An 18,058-nucleotide genomic window follows, 5' to 3' on the forward strand; every position below is an offset into this window, starting at 1 on the left:
TGCGCTTCCCCGAACTCCGGCTACCATGCTTGCCTAAACAACAAGCCGGAGCAAACGCCATGAGCTCGCTGTCAGGGAAGCAGGGACCTCGCTACAAGCATATCGACGGCGAGACCGAGCCATACGAGACCATCGCGGTCGAGAAGCTCACGCCGATCATCGGGGCGGAGATTTCCGGCGTCGACATCGGCAGGCTCGTCTCGGACGATGCCCGCTCCAATTCGCAGCTGGACGAAATCCACCGGGCGCTTGCCGAAAACCTCGTCATCTTCTTCCGCGACCAGCACATCACGCCCGAGCAACATCTCGCTTTCGGCCGCAAGTTCGGGGAATTGCACGTCCATCCCGCCGCGCCCCATGAGGGCGACGATCCCGCGCTGATGAAGATCTATGCCGACAAGAACTCGCCGCGCGCCAATGGCGAGGGCTGGCATTCCGACGTGTCTTGCGATCTCGAGCCGCCGATGGGCTCGATCCTGTATATCAAGCAATGCCCGCCGCGCGGCGGCGACACGCTGTTCGCCAACATGTATGCCGCCTATGAGGCGCTGTCCGATCGGATGAAGGCCTATCTCGACGGGCTCACCGCAATCCATGACGGCGAGCCGATCTATCGCGGGCTCTATGCCAATTATGGCGTCGCCGACAAGCCGGCCTATCCGAGCGCCGAGCACCCGGTGGTGCGCACGCATCCGGTGACAGGCAAGAAGGCGCTCTACGTCAACCGCGGCTTCACCCGCAACATCACAGGCATCCCCCGCGACGAGAGCGACGCCATCCTCGGCTATCTCTACCAGCACATGGAAAACCCGCTGTTCCAGTGCCGCTTCCGCTGGACCGAGAATGCGATTGCCTTCTGGGACAATCGCTGCGCCCAGCACCGCGCGATGTGGGATTACTGGCCGCACACGCGTTCGGGCACGCGGGTGACGGTAAAGGGCGAGCGGCCGGTATAAGGGACAGGCCGGCTACCGGCCTGGCGCCGACGCGTTCAGCTGCTCGGGGACCGCCGTTTCCGACGGGTACGAACTCCCGGAATCCGACACATTGACGATGGCTCCGAGCTTCGTCTTCCAGTCCTGGACCTGCTTGTAGAGCGCATCGTCCTTGTTGGCGGGATCGAAGCCCGGGCACTCCTTCTTGCCCTGCGGCTCGCGAATGCTGCCGATCTGGATCGCGATATCCGAATGCAGCTGGCGAAGCGCGGCAAGCGACCGCTCGGCCTTCAGGTAGGCCTCGCGCGGCCCGTAAAATGTGTTGAGTGCCGAGGTGGCGGTGCCGATCGACGAGCACAGGATGGCGGCAATCCCGATGCGCAGCGACCACGTCCTCGCTGCTTCGTTGGCCGTCATGATCGATTTGAGGCTGATCAGGATGGTGGTCAGCGCGCCGATGAACACGATGATCCACTGGAATCCCACCATGACCCAGTGGTTGACATGGGCGTTGTTGGCCGATTCGATCCGCGCGCGCATGATCTCGTCGCTCAGATAGATCGCGGTTCTCGCGTAATTGGACAGGGCAATGCCGTTCTCTCCCCTTGGCTCTGCCGCGAAGCTTCGTGTGTCCAGCGCGACCGTTTCCCTGAACACGCCGGTCTTCCGTTCCTCCTCGCCGCGCTTGGCGCCGTCTGGCAAAATATCCAACCGCAATTGTTGGCGGATAGAGGCGGGCAGGGTGGCGATGTTGTTGGTTCCGGAGCAGGCAGCAATCGCCTCGGCAATGTTCTTGTGCTCGGCGCTGGCCAGCCGCCATTCGTGCGAGACCGCATCATGCCGCCTGTTGGTCCGGCCATCGACGCGTTCTTGGCTGCCGAAAATCATCCAGCCTGCGGTGGCGGTCAAAACCATGGCGGCCACGAATGCCGCAATGATCGATGCAACTCGGGACAAGGCCCACCTCCCGGCAATGCGCGCCTCGCCATCATGGCGCCCGGCGCAAGGAAAAACGGATGAGAGAGAAAAAATCTAAAGTTTGGATTGCCGGATGATACAACCCGCCCCTGGCCGCCCCTGTGATCTGTCTCACATGGCGTCGCGGACTACGGCGCGCTGGTGTTCGAAATCTGCCCGACCGCTGCCGCAAAGCCTCGGCGTGGCTATGATTTCCGGGTGACGCCTCCTGCGGCGCATTGACGCTACGGCGCTCCTGCGCCAAGCTTGCTGAAAATCAAAACAAGAATCGGGAGCCCCTCATGCTGCGTGCCGAGGACAACAAGTTCCTGACCGAGTCGGGTGCGGGGACGCCGATGGGCGAGCTCCTGCGCCGGTTCTGGCTGCCGGTGCTGTTGTCCGAAGAGCTGCCCGAACCCGACGGCGAGCCGAAGAAGATCGTGGTGATGGGTGAGGAGCTGCTGGCCTTCCGCGACTCGCGCGGCGTGGTCGGCGTCATCGACCAATATTGCCCGCATCGCGGCGCCAATCTCTGGCTCGGGCGCAACGAGGAATGCGGCATCCGCTGTGTCTATCACGGCTGGAAGTTCGACACCGACGGCCGCTGCGTCGACATGCCGACCTCCTATCCCGACCTCAACGCCAAGGACAAGATCCGCATCAAGTCCTATCCGGTGCGGGAATGGGGCGACATGATCTGGGCCTATATGGGCCCGGCGGGCGTCGTGCCCGAGCTGCCGGCGTTGGAAATGGCGCTGCTGCCGCCCTCACACCGCTACGTCTCTAAAAAGTGGCAGGACTGCAATTGGGTGCAGGCGCTCGAAGGCTCGATCGACACCGCGCACTTCACCTTCGCCCATCTCGCCTTCGACAAGGAGGAGAACGAGATCCTCGATATCAAGAAGCACTTCGTGAATCCGCTTGTGCGCATGTCGACCGGTCACATGCGCTGGATTGCGGAAGACCCGCGGCCCGTCATCAGGATCAATCCGCATGCGGCCGGGCTGACCATCGCCGGCGGGCGCCTCACGGACAGCGACAATATCTATTGGCGCATCGCGCAGTTCCTGATGCCGGTGCATGCCTATGCGCCGAGCGCCATGCCGGGCGAGAACATTTTCGGGCAGTCGTTTGTCCCGGTCACCGACACCAAATGCTGGATCTACACCTATGCCTGGAATCCCGAGCGGCCGCTGACCGCCGCTGAGCGCGCGGCCTATGACCGCGGCAATGGCGTGATCGCGGAAGTCGACGAAAACTATGTTCCCCTGCGCAACAAATCGAACGACTACCTGATCGATCGCAAGCTGCAGAAGACCAAAAGTTACACCGGCATCAAGGGCGTCTCCGAGCAGGACGCGGCGGTGCAGGACAGCCAGGGGCCGATCGCCGACCGCACCCGCGAGCATCTTGGCCCGACCGATCTTGGCATCATGCATTTCCGGAAACTGGTGATGGATCTGGCGCGTGCCTTGCAGCAGGGCGAGGTTCCGCCACATGTTGGCCATCAGGACCGCTACACTGTGCGCTCCGGCGCCTGCGTGACGCACAAAGCCGAGGATTTGCCGGCGGTGATGGTCGAACGCTTTGGGGATGTGTCGGGCTTTGTTGGGCGTCCGCGGAGTGCCGCAGCGGAATAGGAGATGGTTTCAGGGGGGACGTAACGGATGTTTTTCGGGGGGACGCCTTTCGCGGCGCCGGCCACTTGGGCTCGCGCCGTCATTCCATCGATCGCCGCCGTGTTGCTTTTGTCGATTGCGACGGGAGATGCCGCCTCGTCGAGGGTCATTGCGCGACATTCACCGAAGCACCATGCCCCAAGGCTCGCCGCCCTCACGCCAGAGCCCTTCATAAGAGAGCTTGCCGCCTCGAAGCGATTGCCATCGAATCCGTCCGCAGCAAGCTGCAACCCGTCGAAACTCCGCATCGTGCTGGATGTGGGACATACCGCGGAGTCCGAGGGGGCGATCTCAGCCCGCAACGTTGCCGAATTCGTTTTCAACCTGCACCTCGCGCAGCGCATCGTGGAAAAACTGAAGGCCGACGGCTTTGTTCGGACGAGACTGCTTGTGACCGAGGGCAAATCGAGGCCGAGCCTGTTCAAGCGGGTCGCTGCGGCGAACGCCTCGGATGCGGACCTTTTCCTGTCGATCCATCACGACTCCGTCCCCAATTCCATGCTCGAGGAGTGGGAGTTCAACGGCAAGAAGAGCCATTTCAGCGACCGCTTCAGCGGTTATTCCGTGTTCGTCTCCCACGACAACCCTAAGTTCCAGACCAGCCTCCGGTTCGCCGACCTGCTCGGCAAGGAGATGAAGGCGGAGGGGCTGCACTATGCCAGGCAATATACGATGGCCGTCATGGGCAAGAACCGGCACGAGCTCCTGAACGAGGAAACAGGCGTCTACCGCTACGACGAGCTCGTAGTGTTGAGACAGACCAGGATGCCAGCCGTGCTGCTGGAGGCCGGCTCCATCAGCAATCGCGACGAGGAAGTCGAGATGATGTCGCCGGAGCGCCAGGACATCATCGCCAGCGGCGTGACGGAGGCCGTGAAGGAGTTCTGCGATCCGCGCTGGGCCATCCTCGGCCCACTCTGATCGCGGTCATAACGGCCCGCGATATTCGCGGTTGGCGAGGCTCGCTTCCTCCAGATCGAGATCGCGCTCGATCCGCCGCCTGGTTTCGTCGGTGATCCTGCCGTCACGCAGCAGGCAATGGATGAACTCGCGTTCCGCCGTGATCAATTCGCGGGTCAGCCCGGTGCCGGTGGCCGAGACGTCGTGGCTATCGGGATCGAGCGAGGCGGGAAGCTGACTGAGCCGGACGTCGTGCCGCGCCCGCAACAGCCTGATGACTTCGTCGGGTAGTTCGCACTTCGCGGCAAGCCCATCCAGCGATTTGAGCGCGGCGTCGAGCGCCTCGCGTCGCGCAGTGATTTCCGCCTGATGGGCGGCCACAAGCTCGCTGCGGCCCGCGTCGGCCACCCCCAGCCAGCGCACCACCGGCGACAGCGACAGGCCCATGCCGACCAGCGTGATCAGGATCACGCCGAAGGTGATGAACAGGATCATGTCGCGGTCGGGAAAGGGCTCGCCATTGGCAAGCGCGAGCGGCAGCGCCAGCGCGGCCGCGAGCGATACGGCGCCGCGTATGCCGGCAAAGGACAAGATGAAGGGCCATTGCCAGGGCGGCGACGGGTCGCGCTTGCGCAAGGACTTGCTTAGCCACCGCGGGAGATAGATCGCGGGATAGACCCAGACGAAGCGCGCGATGACGACGATGGCGGTCACGAGCGCGGTCGCCATCAATATACTGCCCAGCGGGAAGGCCTTCGATTTCTCGAACAGCGAGCGCATCTCGAAGCCGGTGAGCAGGAACAGCAACCCCTCGATCAGATAGATCACAAGGTCCCAGAAGAAGATGCCCTGCAGGCGGGTGGCGAACGAGATCAGGAGCGGCCCGTTCCAGCTGGTGTAGAGCCCGCAGGCCACCGTCGCAATCACACCCGAGCCGCCGAAATGTTCGGGGATCCAATAGGAAATGTATGGCGTCAGCAGCGACAGCGTGATCTCGATCTGCGGATCGCGCGCGAAGCGGCGAGCGCGCAGGGTGAGCCAACCGATCGCCACACCAAAGACGACCTCGCCCGCCACGATGCCCGCGAATTCACCGGTTGCCTTGGACAGCGAAAATCCGCCGCTGACAATTGCGATCACCGCAAAGCGATAGAGAATCAGGGCAGTGGCGTCATTGGCCAGGCCCTCGCCCTCGAGCACGACCAGGATGCGGCGGGGGATATTGAGCTTGCGGGCGACTGCAAGCGGCGCCACCGCGTCGGTCGGCGCGACGATGGCGCCGAGCAGGAAGCCGACCTGCCAGGACAGGCCAATAAGATAGTGTGCAGCGATCGCAACCGCGGCTGCGGTGAAGATCACGCAGCCCACCGCGAGCAGCATGATCGGGCGGAGGTTGTATTTGAACTCGCGCCAGCTCATGGCGACGCTCGCCGAATAGATCAGCGGCGGCAGCACCACGAGCAGCACGAGCTCGGGCGACAGTTCCAGTTGCGGCATGCCCGGCACGAAAGCCACCGCAATGCCGGCGAGCAGCAACAGGATCGCGGGTGCAATGTCGGTTCGCCGCGCCAGGAGCGAGGCGATCGCCAGCACGGCGATCAGGATCAGGACAATCTGAAATGAGGCTTCCATGGTCCGACCATTCGCCCGGAAGCGGTCGAAAGGTCAATGCGGCGATGTTGCCGTCTCATTCCTTCAAATCGTACCGATACGACTTCGAGACGATCTGCCAGCCGTCGGCGAGCTTCATCGCCACCAGGTAGTCGGTGAAATAGCGCGGTGGCAATTGGCAGCGTACCTTGACGAAGGCGGTAGAGGCGTCGGATCGGTCGATGGTGACGATGAAATCCTCGCGCGGCTTGCCCTCACCCTTGGCCGAGGGGCGCTTGCGCACCCAGGCCAGCCAATCCGGCACGGTCAGGACCTTCAACTCGCCCTTCTCGACCCAGCGCAGGTCGGCCGAGGGGTGGAAGATGGCGCCGAGCTTGTCGGCATCGCCCTCATAGAGTGCGTCGAAATAGCCCTGCACCACGGCCTCGACGCTGGAACGGTCATAGCTCATCGGTCTCTCCCTTGTTGCAGGTCTTTGTTGGTGGGTCTTTGGTTCCAGATCTTGAACCGAAATTGGTAATCGGCAAAGTACGAACCGCGGCGCGGCTGACGCGACAAAATTTCATGGATGTTGGCACCGGTGAGAGGCAGCATGGTGACCTGCCTCACAGGGCTTCCTGGTCCAGTTCTGGTAGCCAAGTGATGGTGGTGAAGGCATCGCATCATGACGAATTGGCTTGGATCTCCCGGTTTCCGCAAAATCCTGCTGGCGGCTGCCCTGCTGCTGGTATGCCAGCCCGCCTTTGCCGACAAGCGCGTCGCGCTGATCCTCGGCAACTCCGCCTATCAGAACGCCCCGCCGCTGGCCAATCCGGTCAACGACAGCGCGCTGATCGCGGCGCGGCTGAAGGCGGCGGGGTTCGACGTGGTCGATTCGCGCCGCGACCTCTCCGCGCTGCAGACGCGCCGTGCGCTGCGCGATTTCGAGGACAACGCCCGCGATGCCGATATCGCTGTGGTCTATTACGCCGGGCACGGCATCGAGGTCGACGGCACCAATTACCTGATCCCGGTGGACGCCAAGCTGGAGCGTGATTCCGACGTCTATGACGAGGCGCTGTCGCTGGATCGTGTGCTGGTCGCGGTCGAGCCGGCCAAAAAGCTCCGGCTCGTCATCCTTGACGCCTGCCGTGACAATCCCTTCGCCAAGACCATGAAGCGGGCGATTGCCTCACGCGGCATCAGCTCTGGCCTTGCCAAGATCGAGCCGACCAGCCCCAACACCCTGATCGCCTATTCCGCCAAGGCCGGTTCCACCGCCCAGGACGGCGACGGCAAGAACAGCCCGTTCACCACGGCGCTGGCGAGCCATCTCACCACGCCCGGGCTCGACGTGCGGAAGGCGTTCGGCTTCGTGCGCGACGATGTGCTGAAAGCGACCTCCAATCGCCAGGAGCCGTTTGTCTACGGCTCGCTCGGCGGCAACGATGTCGCGCTGGTTGCGGCGCCCGCTGCGCCCATCGCGGCCGCGCCGCAGCCGGCCGCGAGCTCGCAGGCCGATGCGCGGCGTGATTACGAATTGGCGATGCAGGTCGGCAGCAAGGCGGCGCTGGAGGCGTTCCTCGCGCAATACCCCAATGGCTTCTATGCAAGCCTGGCCCGCTCGCAGCTCGACAAGATCGCAACCGCGGCGCCGGCGGCTCCCGCCAAGCCGCAGCCGCCCGCGCCAGTGCAAGTCGCAAAGGGCCTGGACAAGCCCGCGGATGCATCATCCGCCGCGCCGGCCGTACCCGACAAGAGCACGAACGTCGCGGCGCTGACGGCCGGCGCCCCGCCGGCGGACCTCGCCAGATCCGTACAGGCCGAGCTGCGCCGCGTGGGCTGCCTGACCAGCGCTGCGGATGGTAATTGGAACGCGACCTCGCAGCGTTCGCTGTCGCAGTTCAACCGCTATGCCGGCACCAAATTCGATACCAAGGCCGCAAGCTCCGACGCGCTCGATGCGCTCAAGCAGAAGTCCTCGCGGGTCTGCCCGCTGGTCTGCGAGCATGGCTACAAGGCCGACGGCAACCAGTGCATCAGGATCGTCTGTGCGGAGGGCGCGTTCCTCAATGACGACAATGAATGCGAGAAGCGGCGCGACAAGAGGCCGGTTGTGACGCGTGACAGGCCGGACTCGAGACAGGCGGTCGGCAGACGGTCTCAATCATCCATGTCAGCGACGATCCCAGCTCCTCCGGCCGCAACCAGCCGGCCGTTGACCGGTTCTGAACGTCAGTGGGGTTGCAACTCGAACGAAGCCATCATGTCGGGAAAGTGCCCCTGACCGCGGCCAGGCTCTTCTCGTATCACGACGCGATCGCGCTCGCGGCGATGTTGACCATCAAGGCGAGCAAGGCGGTGTTGTAGATGAAGGAGATGATGCCGTGCGCGGTCGCGGTGCGGCGGATGGTCTTGTCGGTGATGCCGACGTCGGAGACCTGGGCCGTCATGCCGATCACGAAGGAAAAATAGACGAAGTCCCAGTAGTCGGCGTGGTCATGGCTGTCGCCGCTCGGAAACTGCAGCCCGCCGGGCTTGGCGCCGCGATAGTAGTCGTGGGCGTAGTGCAGGGCGAACGTCGTGTGCACCGCCGCCCATGACAGCGCGATGGTGGCGGTTGCAAGTGCGAGCCCAAATGCGCCACGGTGCGGCACGCCAAGCTCGAAGACGATCGCCGCAATGCTCGCGAATGCGCCGAGCGCGGCCACCATCAGGATCACGAAGCGTCCGTCGTCCTGCAACACGGCGTCGCGGCGGATGCGGTGGTGCTCGCTCCGCAGGATCATGACGTAGACCAGAACCAGATAGATGGCGGCGAAGATGTCCCATGAGACCAGGAGCCGCGTCGTCAGCCGCATCGCGCCGGGCAGCAGCAAGAAGGCGACGATGCCGGCCGCGACCGCGATGAAGGTGCGCGGTCGCGCATAGACCACGCGCACCGGCCGCGACATCTTGCGGAAGCGGACTAGGATGGGATCGTCAGCTTCCATGATTTTTCTGACGGCGCTCTAGTTCTTGCGCTCGGCGACAAAGTGTGCGGCGGCGCGCAGCACGTCGGCCCGCGCGCCAAAGATCGACAACGCCGCATCGCCGCGCGCGAGCAGGTCGCGCACGCGCTGCTTGGCGCCTTCGATGCCGAGCTGGGTGACGAAGGTGGTCTTGCCGAGCTCCGCATCCGCGCCGGCGGGCTTGCCGAGCGTCGCGGCATCGCCCTCGACGTCAAGCAGGTCGTCCGCGATCTGGAATGCCTCGCCCAGGGCGCGGCCGAAATCGTCGAGGGCATTGTACTCGGCGCTCGAGGCCTGGCCGAGGATTGCGCCCGCGATGCAGCCGAAGCGGAGCAGCGCCCCGGTCTTCATCTGCTGCACGCGCGCGACATCGACCGGCTCGCGGTCGCCGAAACGGCCCTCGCCTGCGAGGTCAAGCATCTGGCCGCCGGCCATGCCGCCGATGCCGGAGGCGCGGGCGAGCGCCCGGGTCAGCGCCAGCCGAACGCTCGGTTCACGATGAATCTCGTCCCGGGTGATGATATCGAAGGCGATGGTGAGCAGCGCATCGCCCGCGAGGATCGCGGTCGCGTCGTCATAAACCTTGTGCAGCGTGGGGCGGCCGCGGCGCAGGTCGCTGTTGTCCATCGCCGGCAGGTCGTCATGGATCAGCGAATAGCAATGGATGCACTCGAGTGCTGCGCCAGCGAGCAGCGCGGCCTCGCGGCTCACGCCGAACACGGCAGCACTCTCCACCACCAGAAAGGGGCGCAGGCGCTTTCCCCCGCCAAGGCTCGAATAGCGCATGGCGTCGATCAGCCGCTTCGGCCGGGCGATCTCGTCCACAAGCACCCTGTCCGAGAGCAGGCTGGAGAGCAGGTTTTCGGTATCGTCCGCGGTCTTATCCAGGCGTTTGGTAAAGTCCGATACGGCCGTGGCGGTCATGTAGGGAAAGCTCCGGGTGATGGTCCAGAAGGAGGGACAATTTCGGCCGGACAATCCTTTATGCGACCGGCTTCGTCAATCGCACCTGCGGCAGCGCGCCGCCATAAAAGCGTTGAAAAAAGGCAGGACTTGTCAGGGAGATAGCATATCCCTGCGGTATTAACCGGTTCGTTTACCCTTTCGCTCCAACCCGAAACGGCTGATTTGCGCGCCTTCCGGATTCTCCTGCTGATCGCCCTTGTCGTGCTCGCAGTGCCCTATGGTCTGGCGCCGCTGTACCGCACCGGCCACCCGGTCTCGTCGTTGATGGCCTGGCATTCCCTGAAGGGCGCCCCCGTGATCAGGCACTGGGTGGATTTGCCTGCCATGTCGCCGGCGCTGCCGGCCTCGGTGGTCGCCGCTGAAGACGCGCATTTCTGCAAGCATCACGGCATCGACTGGGGAGCCCTGCGCGAGGCGATCGATGACGCCCAGGAGGGTGAGAAGGTCCGCGGCGCCTCGACGATCACCCAGCAGGTCGCGAAGAACCTGTTCCTGGCCTGGCTGCCGGACGTGATTCGCAAGGTGTTCGAGTTTCCGCTGGCGCTCTGGATCGATTTCGTGCTGCCCAAGCAGCGGATTCTGGAACTTTATTTGAACACCGCCGAACTGGGCCCCTCGGGCCAGTTCGGGGCCGAGGCGGGCGCCGATCATGCTTTCGGACGTTCGGCGACCATGCTGACGACAAGGGAGGCGGCGCTGCTGGCAGCTATCCTGCCCAATCCCGTCAAGCGCAGCGCCCGGAACCCGTCCCCGGGTGTCCGCCGTCTTGCGGGAACCTATATGATCCGCGCTCAGGGCGTCAGGCGCTGTTGGGCTGAAGATCGTTAAATCCTGGGCCGGTTTCCGTGCATTTTTACGGTTCAACGCCCTAGCCTTGTGGCATTCCATCCTCTATAAGCGCGCACCTGAACCCCGTATTGGCTCGAGCGCGGTTTTTGGCGCGCCAGACCGTCCGCCCGCGGACGGCGGGTTTACGATTTACCCTAGAGGACACCGACATGGCCGTTCCCAGACGAAAAACTTCGCCCTCGCGGCGTGGCATGCGCCGCTCGGCGGATGCGATCAAGAAGCCCACTTATGTCGAGGACAAGGATTCGGGCGAGCTGCGCCGTCCGCACCACCTCGACCTCAAGACCGGCATGTACAAGGGCCGGCAGGTGCTGAAGAAGAAAGAGTCCTGATCTTTAGTGGTGGACGCTGTCGGGCAAGCTTGCGTTTGCCCGAATTCGGACCCATCGGCGCGTTAATTGTGGCGCGCCAGAACGGCCCCAGGCGACACCCAGGACGGTTGCCGCCGCGGGAATGATCCGGTTCTTACAGCAGGCTTCAGCCCAAGACCATGGTCGGTTTTCCGCTTCTTCTGATCCCGCTCGCGGTCTTCAACATCGTCGTGTTCCTGATGCCGGGCGTCTCCATCACGGAGCCGCTGTTCAGGCTGACGCTGATGTCACACGCGGAGTGGCAGATCACGCTGAGCGACATCCTGATCGCGCTCGGCATGCTCCTGCTGCTGCTTGAGGTGATCAAGGGCGCGCGTCCCGGCGCAAAATTCGTGATGGACCACCTGCTCTCGCTGGTGGTGTTCGGTGCAGCCGCTGCCGAATTCGTGCTCTGGCCGAAATTCGGCAACTCGACCTTTTTCCTGCTGACGCTGCTGGCGCTCGTGGATTTCATCGGCGGCATTGCGCTGCGCACCCGTCGCTCCGTGCAATATGCGCTGGTGCCGGTCGAGACGCGGCGCGAGAAGAAAGCCCGGCAGGCGGCGGAACAGCGGCGCACTGAGCCCGCGCCCGACGTCCCGCCGCAAGCTCCAACCCAGACCGCAGATGAGTCGCGGCCGCCGGCTGCGTCAGTCGCCGAATCGGTGCTCTCGGATTATCCGGGGCCCAAAGCCGCGCAGCCTGCGCCTGCTGAAAGCTCGCCGCAGGTCACCTCACCCGATCTGCAGCCATCAAGCAACACGCCGCCCACGCCCGACGCGCCCCAGCGGTAGAGCGTTTTCGAGCGAAGTGGACACCGGTTCGCGTGGAAGAAAACGCGTCAAAACAACAATCTGGAGCTTCGGTTCTGGTTCAATCAGAGCCGAAGCTGTTCTAGGTCTCGCGCCCTCATTCCTGATGAGAGGGTTGGGTGCTTGTCTCGATCAACCAGGCTAGATCATCTGCCTCGTCTTGAGTCCCGCGCCGGTGTTTCGGCGCGGGGGCGTGTAGGCGGAACGCGCATCCGCCGCACTGTCGCGCGGCCAACGTCTGCGCTCAGCGAGCTGCTCGGCATTTGCGATCAGCTGGGTGACAAAGGTCGGATCGGGCGAGGGGAAGCGCGGCGCCGGCGGTACCCATTGCGCTGCATCCACAACCGGCACGATGGCCGTCGAGGCGGGCTTCGCGCTCTCGGCGGGCCGGAGATAGGTTAATTGCAGCGGTCGGGTAGCTGACATCGCAACTGACATCCCTGTCACGTTTTGGGACGTTGCCGCCCCTGCGATTTACTTTCCCGCAAGCATTATGCCATGGCGCCCGCACCCGTGCCGGCCCGACTTCCGAACATGGTTTGCAGATTATTTATCAAGTTTACTTACGGTGGCAGCCAAACGAGCGCTATCTTTGGGCGTTAACGACGGACGTCCTGTCCTGAAACGAGGCGAACGTGACACCTGCGCCGTTGCCAACCGCGTCCATCCTGGCCTCGCTGGGGCAGGCGGCCTTTGTCTGGGACATCGCCAGCGATGCGATCAGCTGGAGCGAGCCGATCAGCGCGGTCTTCCCGGATGTCCCGCCCACATCGCTTGCGACCGGCGCGGAGTACGCAAAGCTGATCGAGCCGCAGCGCTCGATCCGCAGCGACGCCCTCAACCTTTCGCCGCCGGCCCATGGCAATGACGGCGTGCCCTACCGCATCGAATATGCCGTGCGCACCGCATCCTCGCAGCCGGAAGTGTGGATCGAGGAGGCCGGCTGCTGGTTCGCCGGTCCTGACGGGCGCCCGGCGCTGGCGCATGGCATCGTGCGCATCAACAACGAGCGTCACGCGCGCGAGGAGCAGCTGCTAAAGCTCTCGCGCAACGATGCGCTGACCGGCGAGCTCAACCGTGCCCATCTGGTCGCGGCGCTGGCGGAGGCGATCGAGGAGAGCATCCGCTTCCGCACCTCATGCGCCTTCATGCTGATCGGCATCGATCACCTGGCGCGTGTCAACGATGCGTTCGGCTTCGACGTGGCGGACGCGGTGATCGCGGAAGTGGCAAGGCGTATCCGGGCACGGCTGCGCGGTGGCGATGTGCTGGGGCGCTTTTCCGGCAACAAGTTCGGCCTGATCCTGAGAAATTGCACCGTCGACGACATGAACGTGGCTGCCGAGCGCTTCCTTGCCGGCGTGCGCGACGAGGTGGTGCCGACGCGGCTTGGGCCAGTCTCGGTCACCGTCTCGATCGGGGCGGTGAGTGTGCCGCGCTTTGCGCGCACCGCCGACGAAGCGCTCAACCGCGCCCATGAGACGCTCGATGGCGCCAAGCGGCGCCGCTCCGGCTCGTTCGCCGCCTGGCGTCCGAATGCCGAGCGCGATGCGCAGCGCCGCGTCAATATCCGCGTCACCGACGAGATCGTCACTGCGCTCAACCAGCGGCGGATCGCCATGGCGTTCGAGCCCGTGGTGGAGGCGGGCGGCCGCAAGCCCGCCTTCTATGAATGCCTGGTTCGCATGCAGCAGGGGGGCGGCCACGTGCTGCTCGCGCCGGACATCGTGCCGGTTGCGGAGCGGCTTGGCCTGATCCGGCTGGTCGATCACCGCGTGCTCGAACTTGTCGTTGCGGAGCTTGCCTCGGCGCCCAACGTCTCGCTCAGCCTCAACATCTCGCCGGATACCACGATGGATCCTGACTGGTGGGCCTCGATTGAGTCGTTAATGCGCGCGCATCCCGGCGTCGCCGAGCGGCTGATCGTCGAGATCACGGAGACGGTGGCGATCCAGGACATCGAAGACGTCAGAAGCTTCGTGCACCGCCTGAAGAACATGGGCAGCCGCATCGCCATCGACGATTTCGGCGCGGGCTACACCTCGTTCCGAAATCTGCGCAAGCTCGACGTCGATATCGTCAAAATCGACGGCGCCTTTGTGCAGAACATCGTGACGTCGGTCGACGATTGCGCTTTCGTGCAGACGCTGCTCGATCTTGCGCGCAGGCTCAAGATCAAGACGGTTGCCGAGTGGGTGCAGGATGAAGACGCGGCCACGCTGCTGCGCGACTGGGGCTGCGATTACATCCAGGGCCGACTGATCGGCCTCGCCTCCGGCGAGCGGCCCTGGAAGGGTGCCGAGCCGGCGCTGCCGGCGGCGGGTTAGCCACTCTCTTTCCGTCGTCCCGGGCGGGCTTGGCTCGGCATCACAGTTGTGTACGTCAAGTTCAGCGAATTCGATCAGAAGGCGACTTGCGTCCGCATCGCGATCGCATCGAACTTAGAGCCGGCATCCGCCGCATTGGTCGGACTCACCTGTCTCGCAACATTGCCATGCAGGTAGTTAAGCATGAACCGGATGTTTCGATTGACGTACCAATTCAGGGCCGCCGTATAGATCGTCTGCTGGCCGCCGGCGATGCCGGTCGCCGTGCCAAGCTGATCATTGAGGTTCATGGTGCTGAAGCGGCCGGCAATCTCGAAGGCCCCCCAGCCGCCGCCCGCCAACGAGAATGGATGCTCCGGCACGACCCCGTAATAGGCTGCCGCGGCGGGATTGTACTTGTGCGTTTCGCCGGTGAGCACATAGCTCGCCTGTGCGTAGCCACCGTCGAATTTCAGGTTTGGCGCGCCGAATGGCGGAAGTCCGGTCGCCGCGTTGCGGTCGACGTTGAACCAGTAATATTCTCCCTGGAAAAAGAGTGGTCCATAGGTTCCGGCGGCCTCGACGCCGTAGACCTGCGCGCTGGAGACGTTCGCCATGGCGCCGGTCGTTATCAGTTGCGTGGGATCGATGCGCAGCTCCGGACGATCAGACAGTGTCAGCGTTTGCGCTCCCGTGATCAGGTTGTGCGGCGGATGAATCAAAAACTCGGCGTCTGCACCGAGATGCGCCGAATAATTCGCGCCACTCACAACCTGGCCAGCGACGCGGGCAACGGCGCCGAGCTGCTCGGTCGAGGCAGGCGGATTGATGCTGGATGCCGAATGGATCGCACCCGTGGTCGGCCCAGTCACATAGCCACCCGCCCAAAATGCGTCGTTGAACCAGCGCGCGCCGACGGCCGAGCGGAAATCGTCGGCTGCCATGGTGCTCGCGATGATCTGGGGAGATGCGCGCTCCATGAACACGATATCGTTTGAGCTCGTAGCCTCGCCTAGCGTGAAGGGCAGATCCATGACGCCGCCTTCAATGGCGAGCTGCCCGCCGAGAGGCTTGAGACCGGTGTAGCTCAAATAGGCATTTTCGATGCCGGAGACCCCGCCGCCAGGAAGAAAGCCAACCGGCACGCCGCCAGCCGAACCGGTGCCGCCAAAGCCGTCCGAAGATCCACCGAAGTCATAGATCAGTGCGTAATTCCAATCGCCGAGGAATTTCCCGATGACACCGATACGTGCGCGGCGCAGGTTCTCGCCGTCATCCAGGCGCTGTGGCGAGGTCGCAGTGGTATTCGGCCGATAATCATAACCGCCGATGTCATAGTGGATCCGACTGGTCAGAGAGATGCAGTTCTGCTCGTCGGCCGTACAGATGGTCGGCCGATTGTTCGGCATCGTCACCACGACATCGGACGGCGCTGCCGCGACTTTGACCGGCATCGCCGCATTGGCCGTATTGGCCGCATTGGCCGGGATGGCCGCGTTGGCCGTCGCGACAGCAGTCTTGGCCTCTGCTTTCGCGGTCGCCGCCGCCTTGGCGTTCGCAGCTCCTTGCTTTTCCAGCCTGTCCAGCTTCTGCTCAAGCAGACGCAGCTGCTGTTTCAGCAGTGCGATCTCCGCATCAGTCCCTGCTGATTCGGCCAAGGCCGGTGAGGCGGCCAAGGCCGCTACTCCTGCGGCGCAAATGGTTAGCGTAGTTATTCTCGTCCCCATGACAGCGTCCCCCTTGAGTCAGCTTTCCTGACCTAATCGACTCTCTCGACATTTTATTCCGAAAGGCACAACCTGCCCTACCCGAAGGATGCGGTCCACATCGGGCTCCAAAGCGGGGGTGACGTGACGTGCCTGCTCGCCATCGAAGGACTGCATCGCCAAGGCTGTACTGTTGTGCCACCAATCATGCCGAAGATCGCCAGAACCCCAACGGGCTACCGCGTTCGCGGGCGGGCAAGACCTAACGGTCTCTAACAACACATAACGAGCGCTCTCCCGGTTTCGGTGCGAGTGTCATGGCGCGTCAAGTGAACCTGACGCGCTCGGGGCGCTGTGCAGCGAGTTTGAACATGCCGAACCATGTCAACTCTGATCGCCGTCGATTGTCGCACGCCGCTGGCGCGTGGCCGCGAGCTGACAGCCTCATCAATCTGCTTCACACACTGACAGCCACCACAAGGAAGGAGAGAGCACATGACCGACTTCCGGAAGGAAAGTGACAGCCTCGGCGTGGTCGAGGTGCCGGCAGACAAGCTGTGGGGAGCGCAAACCCAGCGATCGCTGGAGCATTTCAGCATCGGCAAGGACTTGATTCCGCGCGAAATGATCACCGGCTATGCGGTCCTGAAGAAAGGTGCCGCGACGGCCAACTACACGAGCGGAAGGCTCGACGAGACGAGATATAAGTTGATCGTGCAGACCTGCGACGAAATCCTCGCCGGCCAGCACCACGACATGTTTCCACTGCATGTCTGGATGACGGGCAGCGGCACGCAGTTCAACATGAACGTCAACGAGGTGATTTCAAATCGTTGCTGCCAGCTTGCCGGAACGCCGCTTGGCAGCAAGCGACCGGTGCATCCGAACGATCACGTCAACATGGCACAGTCGTCGAACGATTCGTTTCCCTCGACCATGAACATCGCAGCTGCCGTGAACACCAAGCAGCGCCTGATCCCGGCGGTGACGGCACTGCGTGACGCCATCGCCGCCAAATCGAAGGAATGGGACAGCATCGTCAAGATCGGTCGCACGCACATGCAGGACGCGACCCCATTGACACTCGGTCAGGAGTGGTCGGGCTACGCCGGCATGCTGTCGGATGACCTGGAGCGGCTTGAAGTGGCGCTGCAGAGCGTCTACCGGCTGGCGCTTGGCGGCACCGCGGTCGGCACCGGCATCAACTCGGCACCCGGCTTTGCCGAAGCGGCCGCGGCTGAAATCGCCAAGCTCACCAGTCTCTCGTTCGTGACCGCGCCGAACAAATTCACCGTGCAAGGCGCGCATGACGCGCTGGTGCAACTGTCCGGCACGATACGCACGCTCGCAGTATCGCTCTACAAGATCGCCAACGATATCCGCTTGATGTCATGCGGACCTCGGGCCGGCTTCGCCGAGTTGTCGATACCGGAGAACGAACCGGGCTCCTCCATCATGCCGGGCAAGGTCAATCCCACCCAGTGCGAGGCGCTCACCATGATCGCCGTGCAGGTCATGGGCAACGACGTCGCGGTCGGCTTTGGCGGCGCCGGCGGCTATCTCGAAATGAACGTCTACAAGCCGCTGATGATTTCCAACATCACGCACTCGATAACGATCTTGAGCGACGGCTGCACCAACTTCCGCAAATTCCTGGTGGAAGGCACCAAGCCCAACCTGAAGAGGATCAATGAGTATGTCGAGCGCTCGTTGATGCTGGTGACGGCGCTTTCGCCTGTGATCGGCTACGACAAGGCCTCGAAGATCGCGCATTACGCGATGGACAACGATCTCACGCTCAAGGAAGCGTCGCTCAAGCTCGGCTTCGTCAGCGAGCAGGAGTTCAATCGTGTCGTCGATCCAGCCAAGATGGTGAAACCCTATGTCGCCTCTGCGGGGACGGCTTCTGCCGCCGGTTGAGCAGCTGTTCCATCAGCGAGGGCCGGCCCCATCCTCGAGCGTGATCCGGAAAATTGTGTGGCGGTTTTCCGAAAAGT

The 18,058-nt window shown here is 63.4% G+C and carries 16 protein-coding genes; 9 read left to right on the top strand and 7 right to left on the bottom strand.

Annotation, left to right across the window (positions count from 1 at the left end; translation table 11 throughout):
- The first annotated feature begins 59 nt into the window (after nt 1-59).
- Nucleotides 60-956 carry a TauD/TfdA dioxygenase family protein gene (locus tag A3AI_RS0115740; RefSeq protein ID WP_024516511.1) on the top strand — a complete coding sequence of 299 codons (897 nt, stop codon included), beginning with the start codon at nt 60-62 and terminating at the stop codon, nt 954-956.
- Between the two features lie 12 nt (nt 957-968).
- On the opposite strand, the gene A3AI_RS0115745 is transcribed toward A3AI_RS0115740, so the two are convergent.
- Complete coding sequence (locus A3AI_RS0115745) at nt 969-1,892, bottom strand: hypothetical protein (RefSeq protein WP_036048496.1); 924 nt, start codon at nt 1,890-1,892, stop codon at nt 969-971.
- Between the two features lie 302 nt (nt 1,893-2,194).
- Between A3AI_RS0115745 and A3AI_RS0115750 the strand changes: the two genes are divergently transcribed.
- Both A3AI_RS0115750 and A3AI_RS0115755 read left to right on the top strand, forming a co-directional pair.
- On the top strand, nt 2,195-3,532 hold the full coding sequence (locus tag A3AI_RS0115750; protein ID WP_024516513.1) for a Rieske 2Fe-2S domain-containing protein: 1,338 nt from the start codon (nt 2,195-2,197) through the stop codon (nt 3,530-3,532).
- Between the two features lie 288 nt (nt 3,533-3,820).
- Nucleotides 3,821-4,492: an N-acetylmuramoyl-L-alanine amidase gene (locus A3AI_RS0115755; protein ID WP_349509690.1), complete on the top strand. Its 672-nt coding sequence runs from the start codon at nt 3,821-3,823 to the stop codon at nt 4,490-4,492.
- A gap of 6 nt (nt 4,493-4,498) precedes the next feature.
- Here A3AI_RS0115755 and A3AI_RS0115760 read toward each other — a convergent pair whose 3' ends face one another.
- Both A3AI_RS0115760 and A3AI_RS0115765 read right to left on the bottom strand, forming a co-directional pair.
- The gene (locus A3AI_RS0115760) at nt 4,499-6,103 is read right to left on the bottom strand and encodes a Na+/H+ antiporter (RefSeq protein WP_024516515.1); all 1,605 of its coding nucleotides are present in this window, start codon (nt 6,101-6,103) and stop codon (nt 4,499-4,501) included.
- Between the two features lie 55 nt (nt 6,104-6,158).
- Nucleotides 6,159-6,533 carry a nuclear transport factor 2 family protein gene (locus A3AI_RS0115765; protein WP_024516516.1) on the bottom strand — a complete coding sequence of 125 codons (375 nt, stop codon included), beginning with the start codon at nt 6,531-6,533 and terminating at the stop codon, nt 6,159-6,161.
- Nucleotides 6,534-6,746: 213 nt separating this feature from the next.
- On the opposite strand from A3AI_RS0115765, the gene A3AI_RS0115770 reads away from it, so the two are divergent.
- On the top strand, nt 6,747-8,348 hold the full coding sequence (locus A3AI_RS0115770) for a caspase family protein (protein WP_024516517.1): 1,602 nt from the start codon (nt 6,747-6,749) through the stop codon (nt 8,346-8,348).
- 22 nt (nt 8,349-8,370) lie between these two features.
- On the opposite strand, the gene A3AI_RS0115775 is transcribed toward A3AI_RS0115770, so the two are convergent.
- Together A3AI_RS0115775 and A3AI_RS0115780 are read right to left on the bottom strand one after the other, a co-directional pair.
- Nucleotides 8,371-9,054, bottom strand: a complete 684-nt coding sequence (locus tag A3AI_RS0115775; protein WP_024516518.1) for a DUF1345 domain-containing protein — start codon at nt 9,052-9,054, stop codon at nt 8,371-8,373.
- Between the two features lie 18 nt (nt 9,055-9,072).
- Nucleotides 9,073-9,996 (bottom strand): polyprenyl synthetase family protein, encoded by a 924-nt coding sequence (locus A3AI_RS0115780; protein ID WP_024516519.1) that lies wholly within the window; start codon nt 9,994-9,996, stop codon nt 9,073-9,075.
- Nucleotides 9,997-10,200: 204 nt separating this feature from the next.
- On the opposite strand from A3AI_RS0115780, the gene A3AI_RS0115785 reads away from it, so the two are divergent.
- From A3AI_RS0115785 to A3AI_RS0115795, 3 genes are all read left to right on the top strand, one after another.
- The gene (locus A3AI_RS0115785) at nt 10,201-10,866 is read left to right on the top strand and encodes a biosynthetic peptidoglycan transglycosylase (protein ID WP_024516520.1); all 666 of its coding nucleotides are present in this window, start codon (nt 10,201-10,203) and stop codon (nt 10,864-10,866) included.
- 170 nt (nt 10,867-11,036) lie between these two features.
- Entirely contained in the window at nt 11,037-11,219 is a 183-nt protein-coding gene (rpmF, locus tag A3AI_RS0115790) for a 50S ribosomal protein L32 (protein ID WP_007598106.1), read from the top strand.
- 158 nt (nt 11,220-11,377) lie between these two features.
- Entirely contained in the window at nt 11,378-12,031 is a 654-nt protein-coding gene (locus A3AI_RS0115795) for a hypothetical protein (protein WP_024516521.1), read from the top strand.
- Between the two features lie 159 nt (nt 12,032-12,190).
- Here the strand turns inward: A3AI_RS0115795 and A3AI_RS0115800 are convergent, their stop codons facing one another.
- Nucleotides 12,191-12,475 carry a hypothetical protein gene (locus A3AI_RS0115800; RefSeq protein ID WP_245286902.1) on the bottom strand — a complete coding sequence of 95 codons (285 nt, stop codon included), beginning with the start codon at nt 12,473-12,475 and terminating at the stop codon, nt 12,191-12,193.
- A 209-nt stretch (nt 12,476-12,684) separates the two neighbouring features.
- On the opposite strand from A3AI_RS0115800, the gene A3AI_RS0115805 reads away from it, so the two are divergent.
- Nucleotides 12,685-14,376 carry a putative bifunctional diguanylate cyclase/phosphodiesterase gene (locus tag A3AI_RS0115805; protein WP_024516523.1) on the top strand — a complete coding sequence of 564 codons (1,692 nt, stop codon included), beginning with the start codon at nt 12,685-12,687 and terminating at the stop codon, nt 14,374-14,376.
- A 74-nt stretch (nt 14,377-14,450) separates the two neighbouring features.
- Here the strand turns inward: A3AI_RS0115805 and A3AI_RS0115810 are convergent, their stop codons facing one another.
- Nucleotides 14,451-16,082, bottom strand: a complete 1,632-nt coding sequence (locus A3AI_RS0115810; RefSeq protein WP_024516524.1) for an OprO/OprP family phosphate-selective porin — start codon at nt 16,080-16,082, stop codon at nt 14,451-14,453.
- Between the two features lie 474 nt (nt 16,083-16,556).
- Between A3AI_RS0115810 and fumC the strand changes: the two genes are divergently transcribed.
- Nucleotides 16,557-17,981 carry a class II fumarate hydratase gene (gene fumC, locus A3AI_RS0115815; RefSeq protein WP_024516525.1) on the top strand — a complete coding sequence of 475 codons (1,425 nt, stop codon included), beginning with the start codon at nt 16,557-16,559 and terminating at the stop codon, nt 17,979-17,981.
- Nucleotides 17,982-18,058: the final 77 nt, after the last annotated feature.

The organism is Bradyrhizobium sp. Tv2a-2 (assembly GCF_000472425.1).
In the GTDB taxonomy this organism is placed as follows: domain Bacteria; phylum Pseudomonadota; class Alphaproteobacteria; order Rhizobiales; family Xanthobacteraceae; genus Bradyrhizobium.